Origin of the sequence: Lysinibacillus composti, assembly GCF_016908465.1 — a bacterium.
Taxonomy (GTDB): domain Bacteria; phylum Bacillota; class Bacilli; order Bacillales_A; family Planococcaceae; genus Ureibacillus; species Ureibacillus composti_A.
The window spans coordinates 17,775-35,851 of record NZ_JAFBDY010000015.1 but is presented as its reverse complement, the minus strand read 5'-3'; the positions used below and the strand labels follow the sequence as shown (position 1 = coordinate 35,851).

At 36.9% G+C, this 18,077-nt stretch carries 16 protein-coding genes; 10 read left to right on the top strand and 6 right to left on the bottom strand.

Translation table 11 applies throughout. The annotated features are described in order from the left end of the window. Position 1 precedes the first annotated feature (1 nt). The 4 genes from JOD29_RS14430 to JOD29_RS14415 form a co-directional block, all read right to left on the bottom strand. Positions 2-910 carry a LysR family transcriptional regulator gene (locus JOD29_RS14430; protein ID WP_124763552.1) on the bottom strand — a complete coding sequence of 303 codons (909 nt, stop codon included), beginning with the start codon at positions 908-910 and terminating at the stop codon, positions 2-4. Positions 911-1,148: 238 nt separating this feature from the next. After that, entirely contained in the window at positions 1,149-1,703 is a 555-nt protein-coding gene (locus tag JOD29_RS14425) for an NADPH-dependent FMN reductase (RefSeq protein WP_124763553.1), read from the bottom strand. A 109-nt stretch (positions 1,704-1,812) separates the two neighbouring features. Beyond that, positions 1,813-3,663, bottom strand: a complete 1,851-nt coding sequence (locus JOD29_RS14420; RefSeq protein ID WP_124763554.1) for a cation:proton antiporter — start codon at positions 3,661-3,663, stop codon at positions 1,813-1,815. Between the two features lie 99 nt (positions 3,664-3,762). Further along, entirely contained in the window at positions 3,763-4,674 is a 912-nt protein-coding gene (locus tag JOD29_RS14415; RefSeq protein ID WP_239585733.1) for an NAD-dependent epimerase/dehydratase family protein, read from the bottom strand. A gap of 55 nt (positions 4,675-4,729) precedes the next feature. Between JOD29_RS14415 and JOD29_RS14410 the strand changes: the two genes are divergently transcribed. The 5 genes from JOD29_RS14410 to JOD29_RS14390 all read left to right on the top strand — a co-directional run bounded on the left by JOD29_RS14410 (position 4,730) and on the right by JOD29_RS14390 (position 9,830). Continuing rightward, a complete protein-coding gene (locus tag JOD29_RS14410) occupies positions 4,730-5,779 on the top strand; it encodes a PseG/SpsG family protein (RefSeq protein ID WP_124763555.1) in 1,050 nt (349 codons plus the stop codon). A gap of 762 nt (positions 5,780-6,541) precedes the next feature. Next, a complete protein-coding gene (locus tag JOD29_RS14405) occupies positions 6,542-6,727 on the top strand; it encodes an SE1832 family protein (protein WP_124763556.1) in 186 nt (61 codons plus the stop codon). Positions 6,728-6,837: 110 nt separating this feature from the next. Then, complete coding sequence (locus tag JOD29_RS14400) at positions 6,838-8,406, top strand: ABC-F family ATP-binding cassette domain-containing protein (protein ID WP_124763557.1); 1,569 nt, start codon at positions 6,838-6,840, stop codon at positions 8,404-8,406. Positions 8,407-8,890: 484 nt separating this feature from the next. Continuing rightward, positions 8,891-9,295 (top strand): transcriptional regulator Spx, encoded by a 405-nt coding sequence (gene spx, locus JOD29_RS14395; RefSeq protein WP_124763558.1) that lies wholly within the window; start codon positions 8,891-8,893, stop codon positions 9,293-9,295. Between the two features lie 103 nt (positions 9,296-9,398). Then, the gene (locus JOD29_RS14390; protein WP_124763559.1) at positions 9,399-9,830 is read left to right on the top strand and encodes a MarR family winged helix-turn-helix transcriptional regulator; all 432 of its coding nucleotides are present in this window, start codon (positions 9,399-9,401) and stop codon (positions 9,828-9,830) included. Between the two features lie 281 nt (positions 9,831-10,111). Here the strand turns inward: JOD29_RS14390 and JOD29_RS14385 are convergent, their stop codons facing one another. Further along, positions 10,112-10,657, bottom strand: coding sequence for an RNA polymerase sigma factor (locus tag JOD29_RS14385; RefSeq protein WP_124763560.1), 546 nt, complete (start codon positions 10,655-10,657; stop codon positions 10,112-10,114). Positions 10,658-10,906: 249 nt separating this feature from the next. On the opposite strand from JOD29_RS14385, the gene JOD29_RS14380 reads away from it, so the two are divergent. Beyond that, on the top strand, positions 10,907-12,292 hold the full coding sequence (locus JOD29_RS14380; RefSeq protein WP_124763561.1) for a dipeptidase: 1,386 nt from the start codon (positions 10,907-10,909) through the stop codon (positions 12,290-12,292). Positions 12,293-13,005: 713 nt separating this feature from the next. Here the strand turns inward: JOD29_RS14380 and cyoE are convergent. Then, positions 13,006-13,890: a heme o synthase gene (gene cyoE, locus JOD29_RS14375; RefSeq protein ID WP_124763562.1), complete on the bottom strand. Its 885-nt coding sequence runs from the start codon at positions 13,888-13,890 to the stop codon at positions 13,006-13,008. A gap of 226 nt (positions 13,891-14,116) precedes the next feature. Between cyoE and JOD29_RS14370 the strand changes: the two genes are divergently transcribed. The 4 genes from JOD29_RS14370 to JOD29_RS14355 all read left to right on the top strand — a co-directional run bounded on the left by JOD29_RS14370 (position 14,117) and on the right by JOD29_RS14355 (position 18,073). Continuing rightward, a complete protein-coding gene (locus JOD29_RS14370) occupies positions 14,117-14,398 on the top strand; it encodes a LysR family transcriptional regulator (protein WP_124763563.1) in 282 nt (93 codons plus the stop codon). A gap of 492 nt (positions 14,399-14,890) precedes the next feature. After that, the gene (locus JOD29_RS14365) at positions 14,891-16,231 is read left to right on the top strand and encodes an LLM class flavin-dependent oxidoreductase (protein ID WP_124763564.1); all 1,341 of its coding nucleotides are present in this window, start codon (positions 14,891-14,893) and stop codon (positions 16,229-16,231) included. 56 nt (positions 16,232-16,287) lie between these two features. Then, the gene (locus JOD29_RS14360; RefSeq protein ID WP_124763565.1) at positions 16,288-17,040 is read left to right on the top strand and encodes an amino acid ABC transporter ATP-binding protein; all 753 of its coding nucleotides are present in this window, start codon (positions 16,288-16,290) and stop codon (positions 17,038-17,040) included. A gap of 19 nt (positions 17,041-17,059) precedes the next feature. After that, a complete protein-coding gene (locus tag JOD29_RS14355; RefSeq protein WP_124763566.1) occupies positions 17,060-18,073 on the top strand; it encodes an LLM class flavin-dependent oxidoreductase in 1,014 nt (337 codons plus the stop codon). Positions 18,074-18,077 lie beyond the last annotated feature (4 nt).

Here is an 18,077-nt window from a genome sequence, read left to right as displayed (position 1 = left end):
TCTAATTGACACCTACTAGTGGTTTGAACATTTCCTTAAAATAATTAATAAATGTTTGAAGCATAGGATTCATGTGTTGTTCATTACGATAAATTAGATAAATATGTTTTTCATTTTCGTAATTAGGTAAAGGCCTTATCTTTAATCGTCCCTCATTTTGTTCTTTCTCAACTGTAATCTTTGGCAAGATTGCTAGTCCACTATCAATCTCTACGGCTGCCTTGATTGTTTCAATCGATCCGATTTCCATCTTTACGTTTAATTCAATTTTATTGGCATACATCCATTTATCAGCTAGAAGATGACTAACAGATTTCCTTTCTAAGAGCATAAAAGGATAGTTCGTTAAATCTTCAGGTGCAATTATTTCCTGATTTCCTAATGGATGCTCTGGATGCATAACAAGAACGAGTTCATCCTCAATTAACCGTTCAACGCTTAAATCCCGGTCATATAAGTCACCAAATGCAATAATTCCTAAATCTAGTTCATAACTTTTCACTTTATCAATAATTAACGGAGTTTTGTTTACATCTAATGAAATATAAACTTCCTCGTTTTCTTTTTGAAACTGTGCAAGTACAGGCGGTAATAAATAAGAAGCCGTAATTTGGCTAGCTCCAAGTTGAAGCTTCCCTTTTTTATTATTCCGATATTGGTCAATTACCTGCTCTGACTCTTCTAGAAGGTGCACAATTTTCAATGCATAATAATAGAAGTCTTTTCCCGCATCTGTTAACAGCCAAGGTTTACTTTGTGTATCGTCAAATAGCGGAACCCCAATCTTTTCCTGTAAAGATTTTAGATGAAATGTCACAGTAGGCTGTTTTATATTAAGTTGTTCGGCTACTACACTCAGTTTTCCTAGTTGTACTGTTTGAACAAATACTTTTAATTGCTGCAAATTCACTTTTACTACACCGCCTCAACAATAGTTAAAAGACTCCATTAATAATTTTTAATTTTTAAATGGCCAGACATAATGTATATACAGGTTAATATAGACAATATCTATCATCTATTCAATAAGATTCAAGATTACTTAACCTAATTTTTACACTGGCTTTACATTTAAGTAGAATTAACAGTTTCTTTAATAAAAAAGGACTACCCTTCGTCACTGGAAGAGTAGTCCCTTTTTCATCATATTAATGATTATCGATTGGTGTTTTTGGTAAGGATTCACTTAATTTGCAGTATTGTACGAATACGCGAGCTAATTCACGTAAACGTTCGTGAATATCTTGATCGATAATGTGATTATTTTCATCATAGTGAGAGTTTTGTGTATATACATAGTTTGGAGTGACTAAACAACGGAAGTAATCAAGAATAGGTTTTAATTGATTCTCAACCACTAAATGATGTTGAGAAGTGCCACCGTTTGCTACAATTGAAACTGGCTTATATCGCATAGCTTTTGGCGAAATCATATCAAATGCATTTTTTAGCACCCCTGGTATAGATGCTTGGAAAATTGGCGTTGAAATGATGTAACCATCTGCTTCTTCAAATTTTTGAATCATCATTTTCATATCTTCATTTAACGGACTACCGTCCAAAATTTGATGTTTTAAATCCGAGAAATATAGTATTTCAAGCTCTAAGTCACTGTTAAATTCCTTAATATATTGTTCAACTTGTCGCAAAACTGCGCCAGTTTTTGCGCCAAACATCGTCCCATCAACGAGTAGAATTTTCATGCTGATTCCTCCATCTATTTCTAATTCCATCCGTAATTGTAACAGATGCAACTTTTGTGTAGTAGCCAACTAGGATTAAAAAGAGTAAATTTCATACTTTTGTCGGAATTTAGACATTTTCGTCGGTTGATGGTGAAACTTCACTGTTCCCAGCCTTTTCAATCGCTTTTATGATTTTTCTTATTGGCGATGTTAAACTCACAATCGTTACCCCATCTAGGGATCGCTTCTTATTGTCTTCTAAGAAGAAAAGGTTGTTGTCTTGATCCACAGCAAACAAAGGAATAGTTGTTTGAGACTTCTGATCTTCTTCATAATCAGAATAGGTGTATTGCTCCGTTAATGTCGTTTTCCGAATCGTATATCCTTCATCTACTAAATGGTTTAACGTATGAATATCGTATCCCTGGTCCAAGAATGTCTTTCCACCAAGTGTTTTACTGTAATCACTTGGGTCACCAGTATGCATTGGCGTTTGGTAAATATGCTCACGTCCATATTCAGGTAGGAAACGGTGGCAAATTAGTGCATTATATGCATCCTCACCTGACGCAGCAATTAAAGTTTCGTAAGGGGTTAAATCAACTGAGAATTCGGTATGCTCACTTAAAATATCTCCAACTGCGGTTTTTATATTTAGTTGCCTTGCTTTATATAACCTTCCCCACTCACGATCCATGATGAGTGCAGGTTTATCGAATGATTGAATTGCTTCAGCAAGTACAGCAGTGAATGAACCTCCTCCAACGATAATCACTCCCGACTCTTCGGTAGCCTGTAAACCTAATTTTTTTGCTAACCATCCAATTGAAAATCCATGCGCGAGGACGGTAGAAAATACTAAGCCTAACGTTAACGCTGTAATAATTTCTGCACCTTCAAATCCGGATTTAACTAACACATCGGCAAAGAAACCTGAAACGGTTAGAGCTACAATCCCTCTTGGAGCAATCCACCCAATTAATGTACGCTCTTTATTCGTTAACCCTACTCCAATAGTGGATAACCAAATAGATAATGGACGCACAACAAACATCATTGCTAATACGAAGGCAAGCATATGCCAATTTAAGATTTCAAGTAGCGTATCGATGGATAATGAGGCGGTAAGCATAATAAATACACTAGAGATTAGGAGGACGGAGATGTTTTCTTTAAAGTGTAATAAGTCTCGTAATGAAGAAAGATGCATATTGGCCATTACGATCCCCATTGCAGTTACAGCCAAGAGTCCTGTCTCATGCATAATTGCATCTGATAGTACAAATACCAACAGAACACTGCCAAGAACAATTGGCGATTTTAAATATTCTGGAATGTACCCACGTTCGAGTAACCATCCAATTGAAAAGCCGACGCCAGCTCCAATTACTGCAGCAAGAACAGATGCACCAAAAAACAGTAGAAGTGACGTTCCAGATATCATCTGATTTCTAAAAAAAACTACTTCCATTGCAAAGAGCGCAACTAAGGCTCCAAATGGGTCAACTACGATTCCTTCCCATTTCAAGATCGTTGCGGGTCGTTCTTTTAATTTTGCCTGGCGCAACAATGGGATAATGACGGTTGGTCCTGTTACGATAAATAGACCACCAATAACAAAGGCAACATCTAGTGATAACCCAGCCAAATAATGGGCTGCTAAGGAACCTAAAAGCCAAGCGATTAAGGCTCCTACTGTTGATATACGAACGATAGAATGCCGAAACCCTCGTATTTCACGGAAGTCAAGACTTAAACTACCTTCAAATAAAATGATGGCAACTGCTAATGAAATAATAGGACTAAAAATTTCTCCGAATGTTTCCTGAGGGCTAAATAATCCAAAGAAAGGTCCAATGATTAATCCGGCCAAGGACATGATCACAATCGCTGGAAGACGAAAACGCCATGCAATCCATTGGGATAAAACCCCAATCGTTATAATCATAGCTATTTGAAATAATACGGAGTCAAGCATAATCCATCTCCTTCTTACAAGACTAACGTCAATATCACTAAGTATTGAAGCTAGTATTTGCGTTTGTCATGCTTTCATTCCAAAAACGAGATGAAACTCCTATTCTTCTTTTCTATCCTGGAGCCTTTTAATATTTTGTAATTTAGATTGGTCAAACACTATCTCTTCATCAATTGGTGGTATATCCTCTTCTTTGAATTTATCCCAATTAAAGAGTTGTTCTCTGGTAACGGGTTGTTCTTCTTGTGGTTCTGGCATATGTATTCTAGCTAATTCATGTGATGCGTAAATGGTTACCGGTGATTTTTTGCCATATAGCGCAATTGCTAACATAGCAAGAGCAACTTGGTTTGATTGGATGGAACGATATTTTTTTAAGGGTCCAATTAAAAGTGGATTCAAGACACTTAATAGCGCTTCCCCCATTTTTTCACCAAAGCGAAATTCACTTCGTTCTCCTACTAATAAGGATGGTCTAACAATCGAAAGTTTAGGTAACTGCAATTCTATTAACTCTTTTTCGAGTTTTCCTTTTACCCGATTGTAGTAAAATAATGAGGTTTCATTGGCACTCATCGCAGAGATCACGATAGCATGTGCAATCCCTCTTTTTTTAGCAAGTGAAGCAATTCTTAGTGGATACTCAACATCAACCTTCTCAAACTCCTCGCGTGTACCTGCTTTTTTTATAGTTGTCCCTAAACAGCAAAATAGTTCATCGGCAAATTCAATATGTGCCTCTTCTAATTGATCAAAAGAGCAAATTTTCACTATTAGCTTAGGATGTTCATAGTCTAGTTTTCTACGAGTAATAGCTGTCACAGCTATGTATTCTTCACTTTCGCATAGCAATTTTACTAACGCTGAACCGACTAACCCTGTTGCTCCTACCACAATTGCTGAACGCATTTCCACTAATTTCGCACAACCTTTCATTTTTTCCCAACTGACTGCATACAATTCAAAAACTAAGTCTATCTCATAGACGTAATAATGTTTATTTTTACACATACTTTCTAATTTTTCACCATATTTTAGTATTGGACCTGGGAAAGGATGGGATTATATGCAGAATGAATTAAAAACACCAACTACGAAGAAGAAAATCGCTTTTATTGTGGAACATGATTCTGTAAGAGGATTTTATCCACTCGAACGTGTCGCAACACTCGCTAAACTACTACTTGGCGAAGAAAACGTATATATCTTTTTAAAGACAACTTCTGATGAGGCCATTCAAATCTTTACTGATGCGCAATTATCGCCAATTCTTTACGATCACCTTGGGGAGTTAGCAAAACAGATTCGTTCACTTCAACCCGATTTGATTGTTCAGGATGGTAAAGATACATTGGTTGAACAAGTAGAACAGTTACGTCCACATTGTAAAATGCTTGTTCATTTTGATGATTTTGGTGAAGGTGGACTACTAGCAGATTGTAATGTGATCTCATTATTTGAAGAAGTCCGTGAAACAACAGCGGAGAATATTTTATCTGGCAGTTATGCCTTTGCTGTTACGGACAAGCTTAAAGCGATTGCGGAGGCTCGCGTTTCAAACGAATTATCTTCCCCACCACATATTGTTGTGGCTTATGAAGATGGCGATGAAAACAACTTAACATATCGTACTTTACGTCATCTAACACAGTTGCAAATACCTTTAAAGGTATCTGTTGCAATTGATCGCGAATATCGTCATTCTGTTGAGGACCTACAAATGATGGTATTAAGTAGACGTAATACGAAAATTGTTAAAGATGACCAAGCCCTTGAAAAATTGTTAAGTGAAGCGGATATTGTCATCTGTAACGCAAACTACACGCCATACAAAGTGGCGGCTGTTGGTATCCCATGTATTACAGCTGCTCAAAATGAACGTGAGTTAAACAATGCCTTTGCAAGGGAACACAATGGTTTCATTAATTTAGGCTTGGGCCGTAAAATGAAACAATCCAATATCCAAAATGCGGTTATGGAATTATTACTACACGAGGCAAGGCGTGAACGTTCGGTACGTAAGCAAATTGAACTTGAAATTACAGAAAACAATGATGTGCTAAAATCTTTAATATTAGACTTTGCCTATGAGCGTCACAACATAGTGTCATTCTAAATTAAATAGAAAATTCAGGTTCTTCGATTGGACAGGATCTCGATGAATTAAGTGGTTATTGCTGGTTTATATTAGGCTTTTTTGGACTTTATATTTAATAGATTTATAGAATAGATGAAGAGGTTAGGACAAAACCCAAAACACCATTTCTCAAGAGGAAAATGGTGTTTTTTTACGTTTCATTTTAATAAATTCTAATAGAAATTCTAATAAAGTTTTTGCTAAAGAGCGGTCTAAGCACACAAGCCGCAAAGCCATGTTAAAACATGTCTTTTCGACTTGTCTTTGAGGCCGCGCGCGTGCTTGGTCATGGGGGCAATGCCACAGGACGTGGCGTTTTTGCCCCCGGCTTTGTGTAAGGACCGCTCACATAGAATGTGTCCTTCTAAACGTTCCGGAGACTTTGCGCGGCTTACAGTGGTAGGCCGCGGTTTCTGGAGTGTGGCTAACACTTACTTACAGGGTCGGAATGGAAACTCATTTTTCAAACTATAAATTATTATCAAAATCTTGATATTAGTGACTTTTCTTTAAAAATTTCACATCTGCTCAAGCTCCTTTTATTTTTAAAGCAAAGGTCACATTAATGCGAATAATATCAGGCTACATTGAAGTTTAGTTAATAGAAAGCTATCTCGAAGTTTCTAGCCATTTTTTCATTTCTGAAATATTCAACTTCATCAAATTAATGTATAACCTCCTTTCGTATGATACAATATTCGTAGCAAAATAAGAATTTAACGTTTAAAGGAGCGTCTTTTGATGACTAGTAAATCCGAGATTCAGCAAAAAATTGCAGAACTAAAAATGGATTACATAAATTTACAAGGTGATATGGAAAAACTTGAACAAACAGGTCATGCTGGTTCTGTAGCACAAGCAGTTGAACGCCTTGAAAAAATGGAAAAACAACTAGCAGAACTGAATAAACAGCTCGCGGCGTTGTAAGCCCGCGAGTTTTTTTATGGATATTATTACGAGTGATCTTAGTTCATGACGCTTGCATGTTACTAGATTTTACCCCATTTTAATTTAAATTATTGGAGGATCATATATAAATGGCAATTTTAACAGTCGACAATTTAGGTCATTCTTTTGGTGACCGTACCCTTTTTAAAGACGTGTCATTCCGTCTTGTTGAGGGAGATCATATCGGACTCGTCGGTGCAAACGGTGTTGGGAAATCTACATTAATGGGGATTATTACAGGTCAAATTATTCACGATACTGGCCGTGTTGAGTGGCTTCCAGGAACACATTACGGTTATCTAGATCAACATACTGTGTTAACTGCAGGTCGTACAATGCGTGACGCATTACGTGACGCCTTCCTCCCTCTTTACAAAAAAGAAGAAGAGTTAAATGAAATTACTGGAAAAATGGCAGAAGCAACTCCTGAAGAATTAGAGGATTTGCTTGAGCAAATGGCAGAAGTACAAGATGCATTAGATGCAGGTGATTTCTATTCTTTAGATATGAAAATTGAAGAGGTTGCACGCGGACTTGGTTTAGATGCTATTGGACTTGAACGAGATGTAGCTGCCCTTTCTGGTGGACAACGTACGAAAGTATTGCTTGCAAAACTATTACTTGAAAAACCAAAAGTATTGTTACTAGATGAGCCGACAAACTACTTAGATGAAGAGCATATTACGTGGTTGAAAAATTATTTAAAGAACTACCCACATGCCTTCTTATTGATTTCACATGATACAGAATTTATGAATGAAGTTGTAGATGTCATTTTCCAATTAGAATTCTCAAAATTAACTCGATATACTGCGACTTACGAGAAATTCTTAGAGCTTGCGGAAATTAATAAACGTCAACATATTGATGCTTATGAAAAGCAACAAGAGTTTATTAAGAAACAAGAAGATTTCATTGCGAAAAATAAAGCGCGATACTCTACAACTGGTCGTGCAAAATCCCGTGCAAAACAGTTAGATCGTTTAGAGCGTATTGATCGCCCTGAAACTGCTGTTAAACCAGAATTTGGATTTAAAGAAGCACGTACACCAAGTCGTTTCATTGTTGAAGCAGATAACTTAGTCATTGGATACGATAAAGAAAAGCCATTATTACCGCCACTTACGTTTACAATTGAACGTGGGGAAAAAATTGCCCTAGTCGGCATGAATGGTGTAGGGAAATCTACATTACTGAAAACAATGCTAGGTAAGGTACAACCTTTAGGTGGAAAAGTAATTTTAGGCGATTATTTAGCTCCTTCTTACTTCGAACAAGAAGTAAAGGCAGACAAAATTACACCTATCGATGACGTATGGAATGCATTTCCAAGTATGGAGCAAGCTCAAGTTCGAGCAGCTTTAGCAAAAGCAGGTCTTAAAACGGATCATATTACACGTCCATTAAACTCCCTATCCGGGGGCGAGCAAGCAAAAGTGCGTCTATGTAAATTAATGATGGATCCAGCAAACTGGTTAATCTTTGACGAACCGACAAACCACTTAGACGTTGACGCTAAAAATGAGCTGAAACGTGCGATGCAAGAGTTTAAAGGAACAATCGTATTAGTATCCCACGAACCTGAGTTTTATGAAGGCTTAGTAACAAAGGTTTGGAACGTTCAGGATTGGTTTACTACTGGAAAGACGGATTTATAAGAGAAGTTTGGTGACTCGAGCCCCTTGTTTAGGGGCTCGATTTTTTTGTGCGATATGATTCCTACCTGGAGTAGAGCAACTTTTTTCAGTCTCCTCTCATCAATTAAAGTAAGATTTCCCCCACCTTTCATTAAGATGAAAATAATCAGGCTCTATCATTCATCCTTCATCCTGACACCCTTGTCACAAATCCTTCAAAAAAAATGATCATTAGTAGGATTAATTTGTATCAAATTTAGAAATTCTAGTTTTGTGCCAATTCAATGATTTAAAATCCAGATTTTTCTTCGTATAATTGAAACTTTTTCTTGGGCAAAACGTATATATTGTTAGAGAAAAGGTTACAAATATTAATAAGGTTCCACAAAAAAAGGATTTACCCAATAACTATTGACTTATCATTATCTTACAAGTAAGATATTAATATAAAGTTAATAATTTATTGATAAGCTAATTATCAAACAAACGAAAGCGAGGAGTTTATATGACAGTTACAATTTATACACAATCTAGCTGTTCCTCTTCACGAAAAGCTATCAAATGGTTAAAAGAAAATGAAATTCAATATAATGAAAAACGCATTACATCTCAGCCTTTATCGTTAGCTGAGTTTAAAAATATTTTACGTATGACAGAAGATGGGACAGATGAAATCATCGCTACAAACTCAAATGATTTCAAAAATCTTGATATTGATATTGATCAATTATCCATTCAAGATTTATTCAACTTGATCCAACAACATCCACGTATGTTGAGAAGCCCTATCTTACTAGACGAGAAACGTATTCAAGTTGGTTATAACGAAATGGATATTCGCCGCTTCATTCCACGTAAAGTACGTGCATATGAATTGAGCGCAATGCAAAAGCTTGCTAGCCAAGTTTAGTCATTGTAAATAAGAGTGGCCTACCCCCTTTCTGTGATTTCACATCGCCGCAAAGACAGCCATTGATGTTACAATACAAAGCAAGTAAGTGGAGCTGACCTTAATGGATAACCAAAAACTTGAAAACCTTAATTCTCTCTTTGAAGTAGTCGCTTCATTAGAACGTAAATGGGCGAATGAATGGAATCAACACAATATACTAGGCTTTTCAAAATCACATATTTTATTACTAGATCTTTTGGCGAAGGAGGGTCCAAAACGTCCCTCTACCATCGCTGAACGTTTAAAGGTGACAACTGGTGGAGTTACTGTTTTGACCACCAAGTTATTAAAATGTGGTTTCATTGAAAAGACACAAAATAATGCCGATCGACGCGCCTCACAAATTGCCATAACCACTGAAGGTAAAAAGATTCTTGAAGAATCTCGGGCACAAGTGACAGCAATGGCGCAATCAATGTTCGGTATGCTATCAAATGAAGAAATCCAAACTTTACATAACATCTTTGACAAATTAAATGGATCGACAAAATGAGGGAGCACTTTTGTTCCCTCTTTTTTATGGGATAAAATGCTTCCCTTACAAATTAAATGCTTCCTGTAGCTGTTTGATTGGTGTAAGCAGTCCTTTTGTCCTTCCGGGCATCTTTTTCATCCGTTTAGCTGTGAATTTCATCCGTTCGAAATCCCATTTGTCAGCTTTGCCCTCTCCCATACACTTTAGATGAACTTTTTAGCGATAAGTATCCACAGTTTATTAACATAAAAAAACACATGATGCACCTCTCCTGCACCATGTGTTTTCTTTCTATTCAATTACGCTAATACAACTTCTGATAATGAGGAGTCAGCTAGTAAAATTTCCTTTAAGCGTGCTTTAGCGCGGAATAAGCGTGATTTTACTGTACCAATTGAGACTTTCATTAAGTTTGAGATTTCTGCTAATGAGTATTGATCGACATAGAAATACCATAGAGTTCTTTGGTAAATGCCATCTAACTGCTGCATTTTCTCCTGTACGATTTTTGTAACAGCCACTTTTTCTACTTGTTCTTCTGTAGAAATTTCATTATTGGGAACCAAATCTAAAATCGGTACGTCTAATGTTTCAGGTTGACTCAACATGTACTTGCTTCGACGAACTTTTTTACGATAGCGGTCCCGGAATGTATTCATTGTAATTGTTGTTAACCATGCTTTGACATGTTCCACTTGAGTTACTTGCTTTTCATTGCGCACAACCTTTACCCAAACTTCTTGCATTAAGTCTTCTGCTTCAGTTGTGTTACGTGTAAGCTTTAAACATAAATGATATATATATCGATGAAATTCCTCATAAACGTCTGTTAATTTTTTATTCATAATTAAATCCTCCGTCTGACTAACTTATGTTTCCATTTTCACAAAAAAAAAGATTACACTCTATCGCTTTTGCTTTCAATTTCATTACATTCATGTAAGATTTGGATTTTTTCTTTGTAATATCAGGGAACGAGTGCTTAAAAACATCAAAATCCTCGTTGCCCCTCCCAACTGTTCCTCAATTGACTGACTTTTGCCAAATTGTGCTATACTGATTCTGCTAATGAAATTATGAAATGAGGGATCCGTATGAGTCATTTACAAGCACTCGATCAATACTTCTCAAATAACCGTGAAAAACACTTAAATGAACTTTTTGAGTTTTTACGCATTCCAAGTATTAGCTCACTTTCAGAGCATAAAGAAGACATCCAAAAGGGCGCTAATTGGTTAGCAGATGCGCTAACAAAATTAAAGATTGAAAATGTAACAGTAGACCAAACTTCCGGACATCCAGTTGTGTATGGAGAATGGCTTCATGCTGAAGGTAAACCAACTATTCTTTTCTATGGGCATTACGATGTACAACCTGTTGATCCATTAAATCTTTGGGAGAGCGAACCTTTCAATCCTGAAATCCGCGACAACAAATTATTTGCTCGTGGGGCTTCAGATGATAAGGGTCAAGTTTTCATGCACTTAAAAATGATTGAAGCTTTATTTGCAACAGAAGGTACCCTTCCTGTTAACGTGAAATTTATTTATGAAGGTGAAGAAGAAATCGGAAGTCCGAACCTTCCAGCTTACGTTGAAGCAAATAAAGAAAAACTTAAAGCAGATTTAATTGTCATTTCGGATACAGGCCTGTATGCACCAGGAAAGCCCGCAGTATGTTATGGACTACGAGGTTTGACTGGGGTTCAGATTGATGTACGCGGAGCAAAAGGCGATCTTCACTCAGGTCTTTACGGTGGTGGGGTTCAAAATGCAATCCATGCCCTAGCAGACATTGTTACCTCCTTCCATGATGAACACGGCACAATCCAAGTGGAAGGCTTCTATGATCAAGTTCGTCCATTATCAGATGAAGAAAGAAAAGCATATCGTGATTTGAATTTCGATGAAGAAGCATTAAAAGAAGAAGTTGGGGTCAAAGAATTGTTTGGTGAGAAAGGCTATTCTTATTTAGAACAAACATGGGCTCGCCCTACTCTAGAAGTAAATGGAATCTTCGGAGGCTTTTCAGGTGAAGGGATTAAAACAGTGCTTCCAGCTGAGGCCGGCGCAAAAATTACTTGCCGATTAGTTCCAGACCAGGAACCAAATGAAATTGTGGCTCTTCTTCGTAAACACATTGAGAAACATAAGCCAGCTGGAGTTGAAGTGAAGGTATCAGAATTCGATAAAGGGGCACCATGGATTACACCATTTGACCATCCTTTAATTCAAGCGGCAGGCAAATCATATGAACGTGTTTACAACGTCCCTACTGCTTTCACACGCGGTGGCGGTTCAATTCCAATTGTCGCTGCATTCGATGAAATATTGCAGTTGCCTGTTGTATTAATGGGATTCGGCTTAAATAGTGAAAACTTCCACGCACCAAACGAACACTTCCATTTAGAAAACTTCGATAAAGGGTTACGCGTTCTTGGAGATTACTTACATGAAGTGGCGACCTTGAATTTCAAATAGTAATTTAGTGAAACTGTGACAGTATACCATGTCACAGTTTTTCTTTTCCAGATAAGAAAACGGTATAAAATTTTTGCAATTTTGCGACATTAAAATAATATAAAATTAACAAAATAAATATTGTAGTTAAACTGTATCAATACAAACACCATATCCAAATATTTAGAAAAAAACATTGTTAAACAAGTGTTTTTTGTGATAATTCATTTGTTATACTAAGGATAACTCGATTGTAATATAACAATTATTGCGAAAATGTGAACGGAAATGTGATAAAAATGTGACATATGTATACAATTCGTCCATATTCTTAAAAAGGATGATAAACTAAAAAAGTCATGAGGTTGCTCTTCATGATAATCGCTCTTTAGTAATAGTGTTAGTTAAGCTCATATCAAACCCTCATAAAAGCTGTTCGACAAGATATATAACCTCCCCTAGTTTATATATAAAAAATGCTTTTAAAAGGTCAATCCGAAAAAAGCCGTCTCCCGAGAGACGGCTTTTTTCCTGTTTCAAAACGAAAATTTTATTTTGGAGAGAGTGTATAATTAATAGCTAACAATTAAACCAAATTATTGGTCATATTCAGGGACTTTCGCTAAATGTTTAGCTGAATATTTGTATAAAAGTCTTTCAGTTATTTATCCATCCAATCACCTTAGATAATGAATGCAAAAAAGTCCGCCTCACTTTCGAGACGAACTTTTTCATTATTGAACAATCATACCGACTACCGCATAGATAATAACCGTTGCAAATAATACTGTCATATAAATCAATGAGTATCCAAACATTTTATTAGCCCATTTCTTCCCGTCCATTTGACGGTACCCTACGAAACTAATCCATAGCCAAATTCCCCCAAGAACTATTGAGGCGAGCGTTAATCCGATACTTAAGGGAAGAAATAGAAAACTAGTTAGCATTAGAAGGACTAAATAAACATTTGATTGGATATAGGTTCTTCTTTGCCCTTTTACAACAGGTAACATTGGAATGTTAGCTATAGCATAATCATCCTGTTTACGAATAGCAATTGCGTAAAAGTGAGGCATTTGCCAAATTACCATGATGATAAATAATGCCCAAACTGCTGGATACCAAAGATCTGGCGCCACACTTGCCCACCCAATTAGTGGAGGGACAGCACCTGAAATGCTTCCTACTTCCGTATTCCAAATGGTACGCCTTTTTGTCCACATTGTATAGGGCACGACATAGAAAAAGACACCTAGAAACCCTAAAAAAGCAGCAAGTGGTGTTGTTAATGCTAATATGGCAATTCCCACTACTAATAAAATAATAGCGACAATCAAAATTAATTTCGTGTTCAGTTCACCTGTAACAGTAGGTCTTTCTTTTGTTCTTTGCATAATCGCATCAATGTCGCGATCATATAGGTTATTAAATGTACCAGCTGCTCCTATGATAAAAGCAGAACCGATAATTGCGTAGATGAGATTCGGTATATTTTCAACAAAATCTAACTCGTAGGTATATAAGGCAAGCATTAAAGCGGCAATCATCGGAATCAAGTTCGATTTGATGATTCCAGTCTTTACAGTTTTTGCCCATAAATCAATATAATTTTGCATTATTTCATATTCCTCTCATCAATAGGCAAACCACGAATTATTGTGGTTGCTCTACTATAGTATCATACCACTGACAAGGAATAATTAACAGTAGCATTATTCTTAACTAATTATGACTTTTTAATGTCGAAAAAAATTTCTAACATTGCTTTATTTTTCTGCATAGTTTAATATAATACAAAACATATAGAATAAGTTGGTATTTAGTGATATTGAGGGGTGAAATATGAATATCGAACATATCGAGTCGTTTCTTTACGTTGTGAAATATAAGAGTATTCATAAAGCTGCTAGTGCCCTCTATTTAACACAACCCACTGTATCTGCTCGTATTAAGGCGCTAGAAGAATCTCTAGAAACTCAGCTATTCATACGCCAAGGCCGCAGTTTATCACTAACAGAGCGTGGTAAAGAGTTTATTCCTTTTGCAACCACAATTGTCGAATCATTTTACGAAAGTAAAAAGTTTCTCAATCGTGATTTACTGCTTGGAGACGAACATGTTTAAGACATGTTCGTTTTTTTTTGATTCATTTATCGGATCCAAATTAGTTGGTCTGCCGGAATTTATGTGCGACTTCCCCCTCTTTACATGCACTTCCGAGAGTTCGGTTCGTACCACTTGCTCCTGTTTGCGTACGCTTTCGATTTCGTTACGTATGTATGACTTCTCCTTCTTTAATTTCTCCTTTATCAGCTACGTTCGTTTCCACTATATAAAATGTGACTTTTCCCGTATTAATTGCTTCTGAGTCCCCTTCTATGCCACGCTCCCTATAATTCCCTTCCACTGATAAATTTTTTCTATCAGTCTTCACCCTATGCAGCAGTTGGATATTTTTTACTGATAGATTTTTTCTATCAGTAACAGTATTGCTCTTATTATCAGAAAAGTGTTACACTTCAAATCAATTCATACAATTCATAGTGAGTTACTTGTATTTAGTTCACATTACCTAAAAAATTAGTATTCTTTCAAATAAAAAGGAGGATGTTCTATATGACAAATAAAAAACAAGTTCATTTCGGTGCCATCATTCATGGTGTAGGTGGAAACATTTCAGGTTGGCGTCATCCAGAAGTGAAGAAAAATCAAAGTGTAAGCCTTGATTTCTATACACAACAAGCACAAAAAGCTGAAGAAGGTAAATTTGATGTAGTGTTTATCGCTGACGGATTGTACATTAACGAAAAATCAATTCCTCACTTTTTAAATCGATTTGAGCCTGTAACGATTTTATCTGCGTTAGCAGCTCAGACTAAACATATCGGTCTAGTAGGTACAATCTCAACTTCCTATAGCGAACCTTTTACAGTTGCTCGTCAACTTGGCTCTCTTGATTTAATCAGTAATGGCCGCGCAGGATGGAACGTTGTTACAACTCCTTTAGAAAGTACTGCACTTAACTACAACAAAACGATTGAGGAGCATCCGAGTCATCCAGTTCGCTACGAAATTGCGGAGGAATACTTGGAAGTTGTAAAAGGCTTATGGGATTCATGGGAAGATGACGCGTTTATTGCAGACGTTGAAAATGACCAATTCTTTGATCCATCAAAACTACATGTTCTGGATCACAAAGGGAAATATTTCTCTGTTCGCGGACCATTAAATGTTGCACGCTCAAAACAAGGTCAACCAGTTGTGTTCCAAGCAGGTTCTTCTGAAGCAGGTATTCGTCTAGCAGCGAAAACTGCAGATTCAGTATTTGCTCACGGTGCATCTCTTGAATCATCTCAAGCGTATTATAAAAAATTAAAAACTGCTGTTCGTGAAGAAGGTCGTAATCCTGATGAGGTTCTTGTCTTCCCTGCCCTTTCTCCAATTATCGGAGACACAGAAGAAGATGCAGAACGTAAATATTGGGAAATTGCAAATCTAGTATCAATTGATAAAGCACTAGCTTATCTAGGGCGTTACTTCGATCACCACGATTTCTCACAATATGACGTTGATGCACCATTCCCTGAACTAGGCGATATTGGCGCAAACAGCTTTAGAAGCACAACAGACCATATTAAGAAATATGCTAAAGAACAAAACTTAACATTGCGTGAAGTTGCATTACGTGAAGCAACACCACGTTCACCTTTCACTGGTACACCAGAAAAAATTGCAAATGAAATTATTCGTTGGGTTGATGAAGAAGGTGCAGATGGATTCATAATTGCTACAACTGCTCCACATACACTTGATGATTTTGTGGATAAAGTAATTCCACTTCTTCAAAAAGAGGGTCGCTATCGTACGGAATACCCTGCTGATACATTACGTGGAAACTTAGGAATTCCATTTGTGGAAAATCGTTATACAAAAGCTAAATCTACTCAAACAGTTTAATTTTTGGCTATAAATCTTAGTATTTTTGTAAAGATACTATGAAAGGAGACCCTTCAATGATTCAGCTTTCAAATATTCATAAGAGCTTCGGTAAAACTGAAGTATTAAAAGGCATTAATATGCAGGTGAATAAAGGAGATATCATTTCCATTCTCGGCCCTAGTGGTTCTGGAAAAACAACGTTATTACGCTGTATCAACTTTTTGGAAAAGGCCAATGAGGGTTCAATTGCAATTGATGATATTGCCTTAGACGTAAAGCATGCAACCAAAAAAGACATCGTAGCGCTTCGCAAAAAAACAGCGATGGTCTTCCAAAGCTACAATCTGTTCCAACATAAAACAGTGTTGCAAAACATCACTGAGGGGTTAGTCGTAGTTCAAAAGAAAAGTGAAAAGGAAGCAATTGAAATTGCCAAAACAATGCTTGCTAAAATCGGACTTGAACATAAAGCTGATGCTTACCCTAGCGCCCTCTCTGGTGGACAACAGCAACGAGTTGGGATCGCACGAGCACTTGCATTAAATCCGGAAGTCATTTTATTCGATGAACCTACCTCCGCACTTGACCCTGAGCTTGTCGGTGAGGTACTGGATGTTATTCGTAAAATTGCTAAAGAAGGCATTACGATGATTATCGTGACACATGAAATGAATTTTGCCCGTGACATCTCGAATCGTATTGTATTTATGGATGGTGGCGTTGTTGTGGAAGAAGGCTCACCACGGGACGTGTTTAATAATCCAAAACACGATCGTACGAAACAATTTTTACGCCGATTAACTCCTGAGTACACTTACGAAATCTAAAGTGAAAGGAATACCTACAATGACCTATCAAATTTCTATATTAGATCAAAGCCCTTTGTTCAACGTGGAATCGAACGAATCGGCATTAAATCGCACAGTTGAACTTGCTCAAAAAGCAGATAAATTAGGTTACCATCGATTTTTAGTATCTGAACACCATAACTCTCAAGATGTGGCGGGATCATCACCTGAAGTACTTGTTTCTTATTTACTAGCAAAAACGAAAAAGATCCGTGTTGGTTCTGGTGGTGTTATGCTTCAACACTACAGTCCTTACAAAGTTGCAGAAAACTTTCATGTTCTAGCTAGTTTAGCAGGAGATCGGGTTGACTTAGGCATCGGAAAAGCTCCAGGTGGTCTTCCCCTTTCAACAAAAGCATTACAGTACAAAAAAGTACCAGCGAGTGATGACTTTTACGAAAGCTTAAACCTGTTAAATCAATTCATTAACAACAATTTACCAGAGGATCATGAATTAGCTGGGTTAAAAGCTTCTCCACTTCCGAAAGTAAAACCTGAAGTGATTTTACTTGGAGCAAGTCGTGGTAGTGCCATTGAAGCAGCAAAACGTAGCATTTCATTTTCTTATGCACAGTTTTTCAACAGTGCAGACTCGGATTTAGAAGAAGCTGTGAATGCATATCGTGAACACTACCCTACTGGGAAATTTATTCTTGGCTTAAATGTCATTGCTTCACTAGATGAACAAAAAGCGAAAGAATTAGCTGCAGGTCAAACACTTTACAAAGTACACCTCGCAAGTGGTAAGCGATTAACACTCGTAACAGAGCAACAAGCCGATAAATTCGGAAAAGAATCTGGCGAGTCTTACACAATTGAAAAAGTTGTGCCAAATGTGATTAGTGGTACCCCTGTTCAAATTAAAGAAAAGCTAGAAGAACTACATGCAAAATACGGGATTGATGAATTTATTTATCATACACCTGTGAAAGATATTGAAGCTCGTCTTGAGTCATTTGAACTACTAAGTCCATTAAATTTTCAAAGATTAGAAGCATCATTAAACGTATAGGAGG

Bases quoted from the DNA above. Each gene is read 5' to 3' on its own strand.
- JOD29_RS14425 (WP_124763553.1), bottom strand. From the start codon at position 1,703: ATGAAAATTCTACTCGTTGATGGGACGATGTTTGGCGCAAAAACTGGC.
- JOD29_RS14420 (WP_124763554.1), bottom strand. From the start codon at position 3,663: ATGCTTGACTCCGTATTATTTCAAATAGCTATGATTATAACGATTGGG.
- JOD29_RS14415 (WP_239585733.1), bottom strand. From the start codon at position 4,674: ATGTGTAAAAATAAACATTATTACGTCTATGAGATAGACTTAGTTTTT.
- JOD29_RS14410 (WP_124763555.1), top strand. From the start codon at position 4,730: ATGCAGAATGAATTAAAAACACCAACTACGAAGAAGAAAATCGCTTTT.
- JOD29_RS14405 (WP_124763556.1), top strand. From the start codon at position 6,542: ATGACTAGTAAATCCGAGATTCAGCAAAAAATTGCAGAACTAAAAATG.
- JOD29_RS14400 (WP_124763557.1), top strand. From the start codon at position 6,838: ATGGCAATTTTAACAGTCGACAATTTAGGTCATTCTTTTGGTGACCGT.
- spx (WP_124763558.1), top strand. From the start codon at position 8,891: ATGACAGTTACAATTTATACACAATCTAGCTGTTCCTCTTCACGAAAA.
- JOD29_RS14390 (WP_124763559.1), top strand. From the start codon at position 9,399: ATGGATAACCAAAAACTTGAAAACCTTAATTCTCTCTTTGAAGTAGTC.
- JOD29_RS14385 (WP_124763560.1), bottom strand. From the start codon at position 10,657: ATGAATAAAAAATTAACAGACGTTTATGAGGAATTTCATCGATATATA.
- JOD29_RS14380 (WP_124763561.1), top strand. From the start codon at position 10,907: ATGAGTCATTTACAAGCACTCGATCAATACTTCTCAAATAACCGTGAA.
- cyoE (WP_124763562.1), bottom strand. From the start codon at position 13,890: ATGCAAAATTATATTGATTTATGGGCAAAAACTGTAAAGACTGGAATC.
- JOD29_RS14370 (WP_124763563.1), top strand. From the start codon at position 14,117: ATGAATATCGAACATATCGAGTCGTTTCTTTACGTTGTGAAATATAAG.
- JOD29_RS14365 (WP_124763564.1), top strand. From the start codon at position 14,891: ATGACAAATAAAAAACAAGTTCATTTCGGTGCCATCATTCATGGTGTA.
- JOD29_RS14360 (WP_124763565.1), top strand. From the start codon at position 16,288: ATGATTCAGCTTTCAAATATTCATAAGAGCTTCGGTAAAACTGAAGTA.
- JOD29_RS14355 (WP_124763566.1), top strand. From the start codon at position 17,060: ATGACCTATCAAATTTCTATATTAGATCAAAGCCCTTTGTTCAACGTG.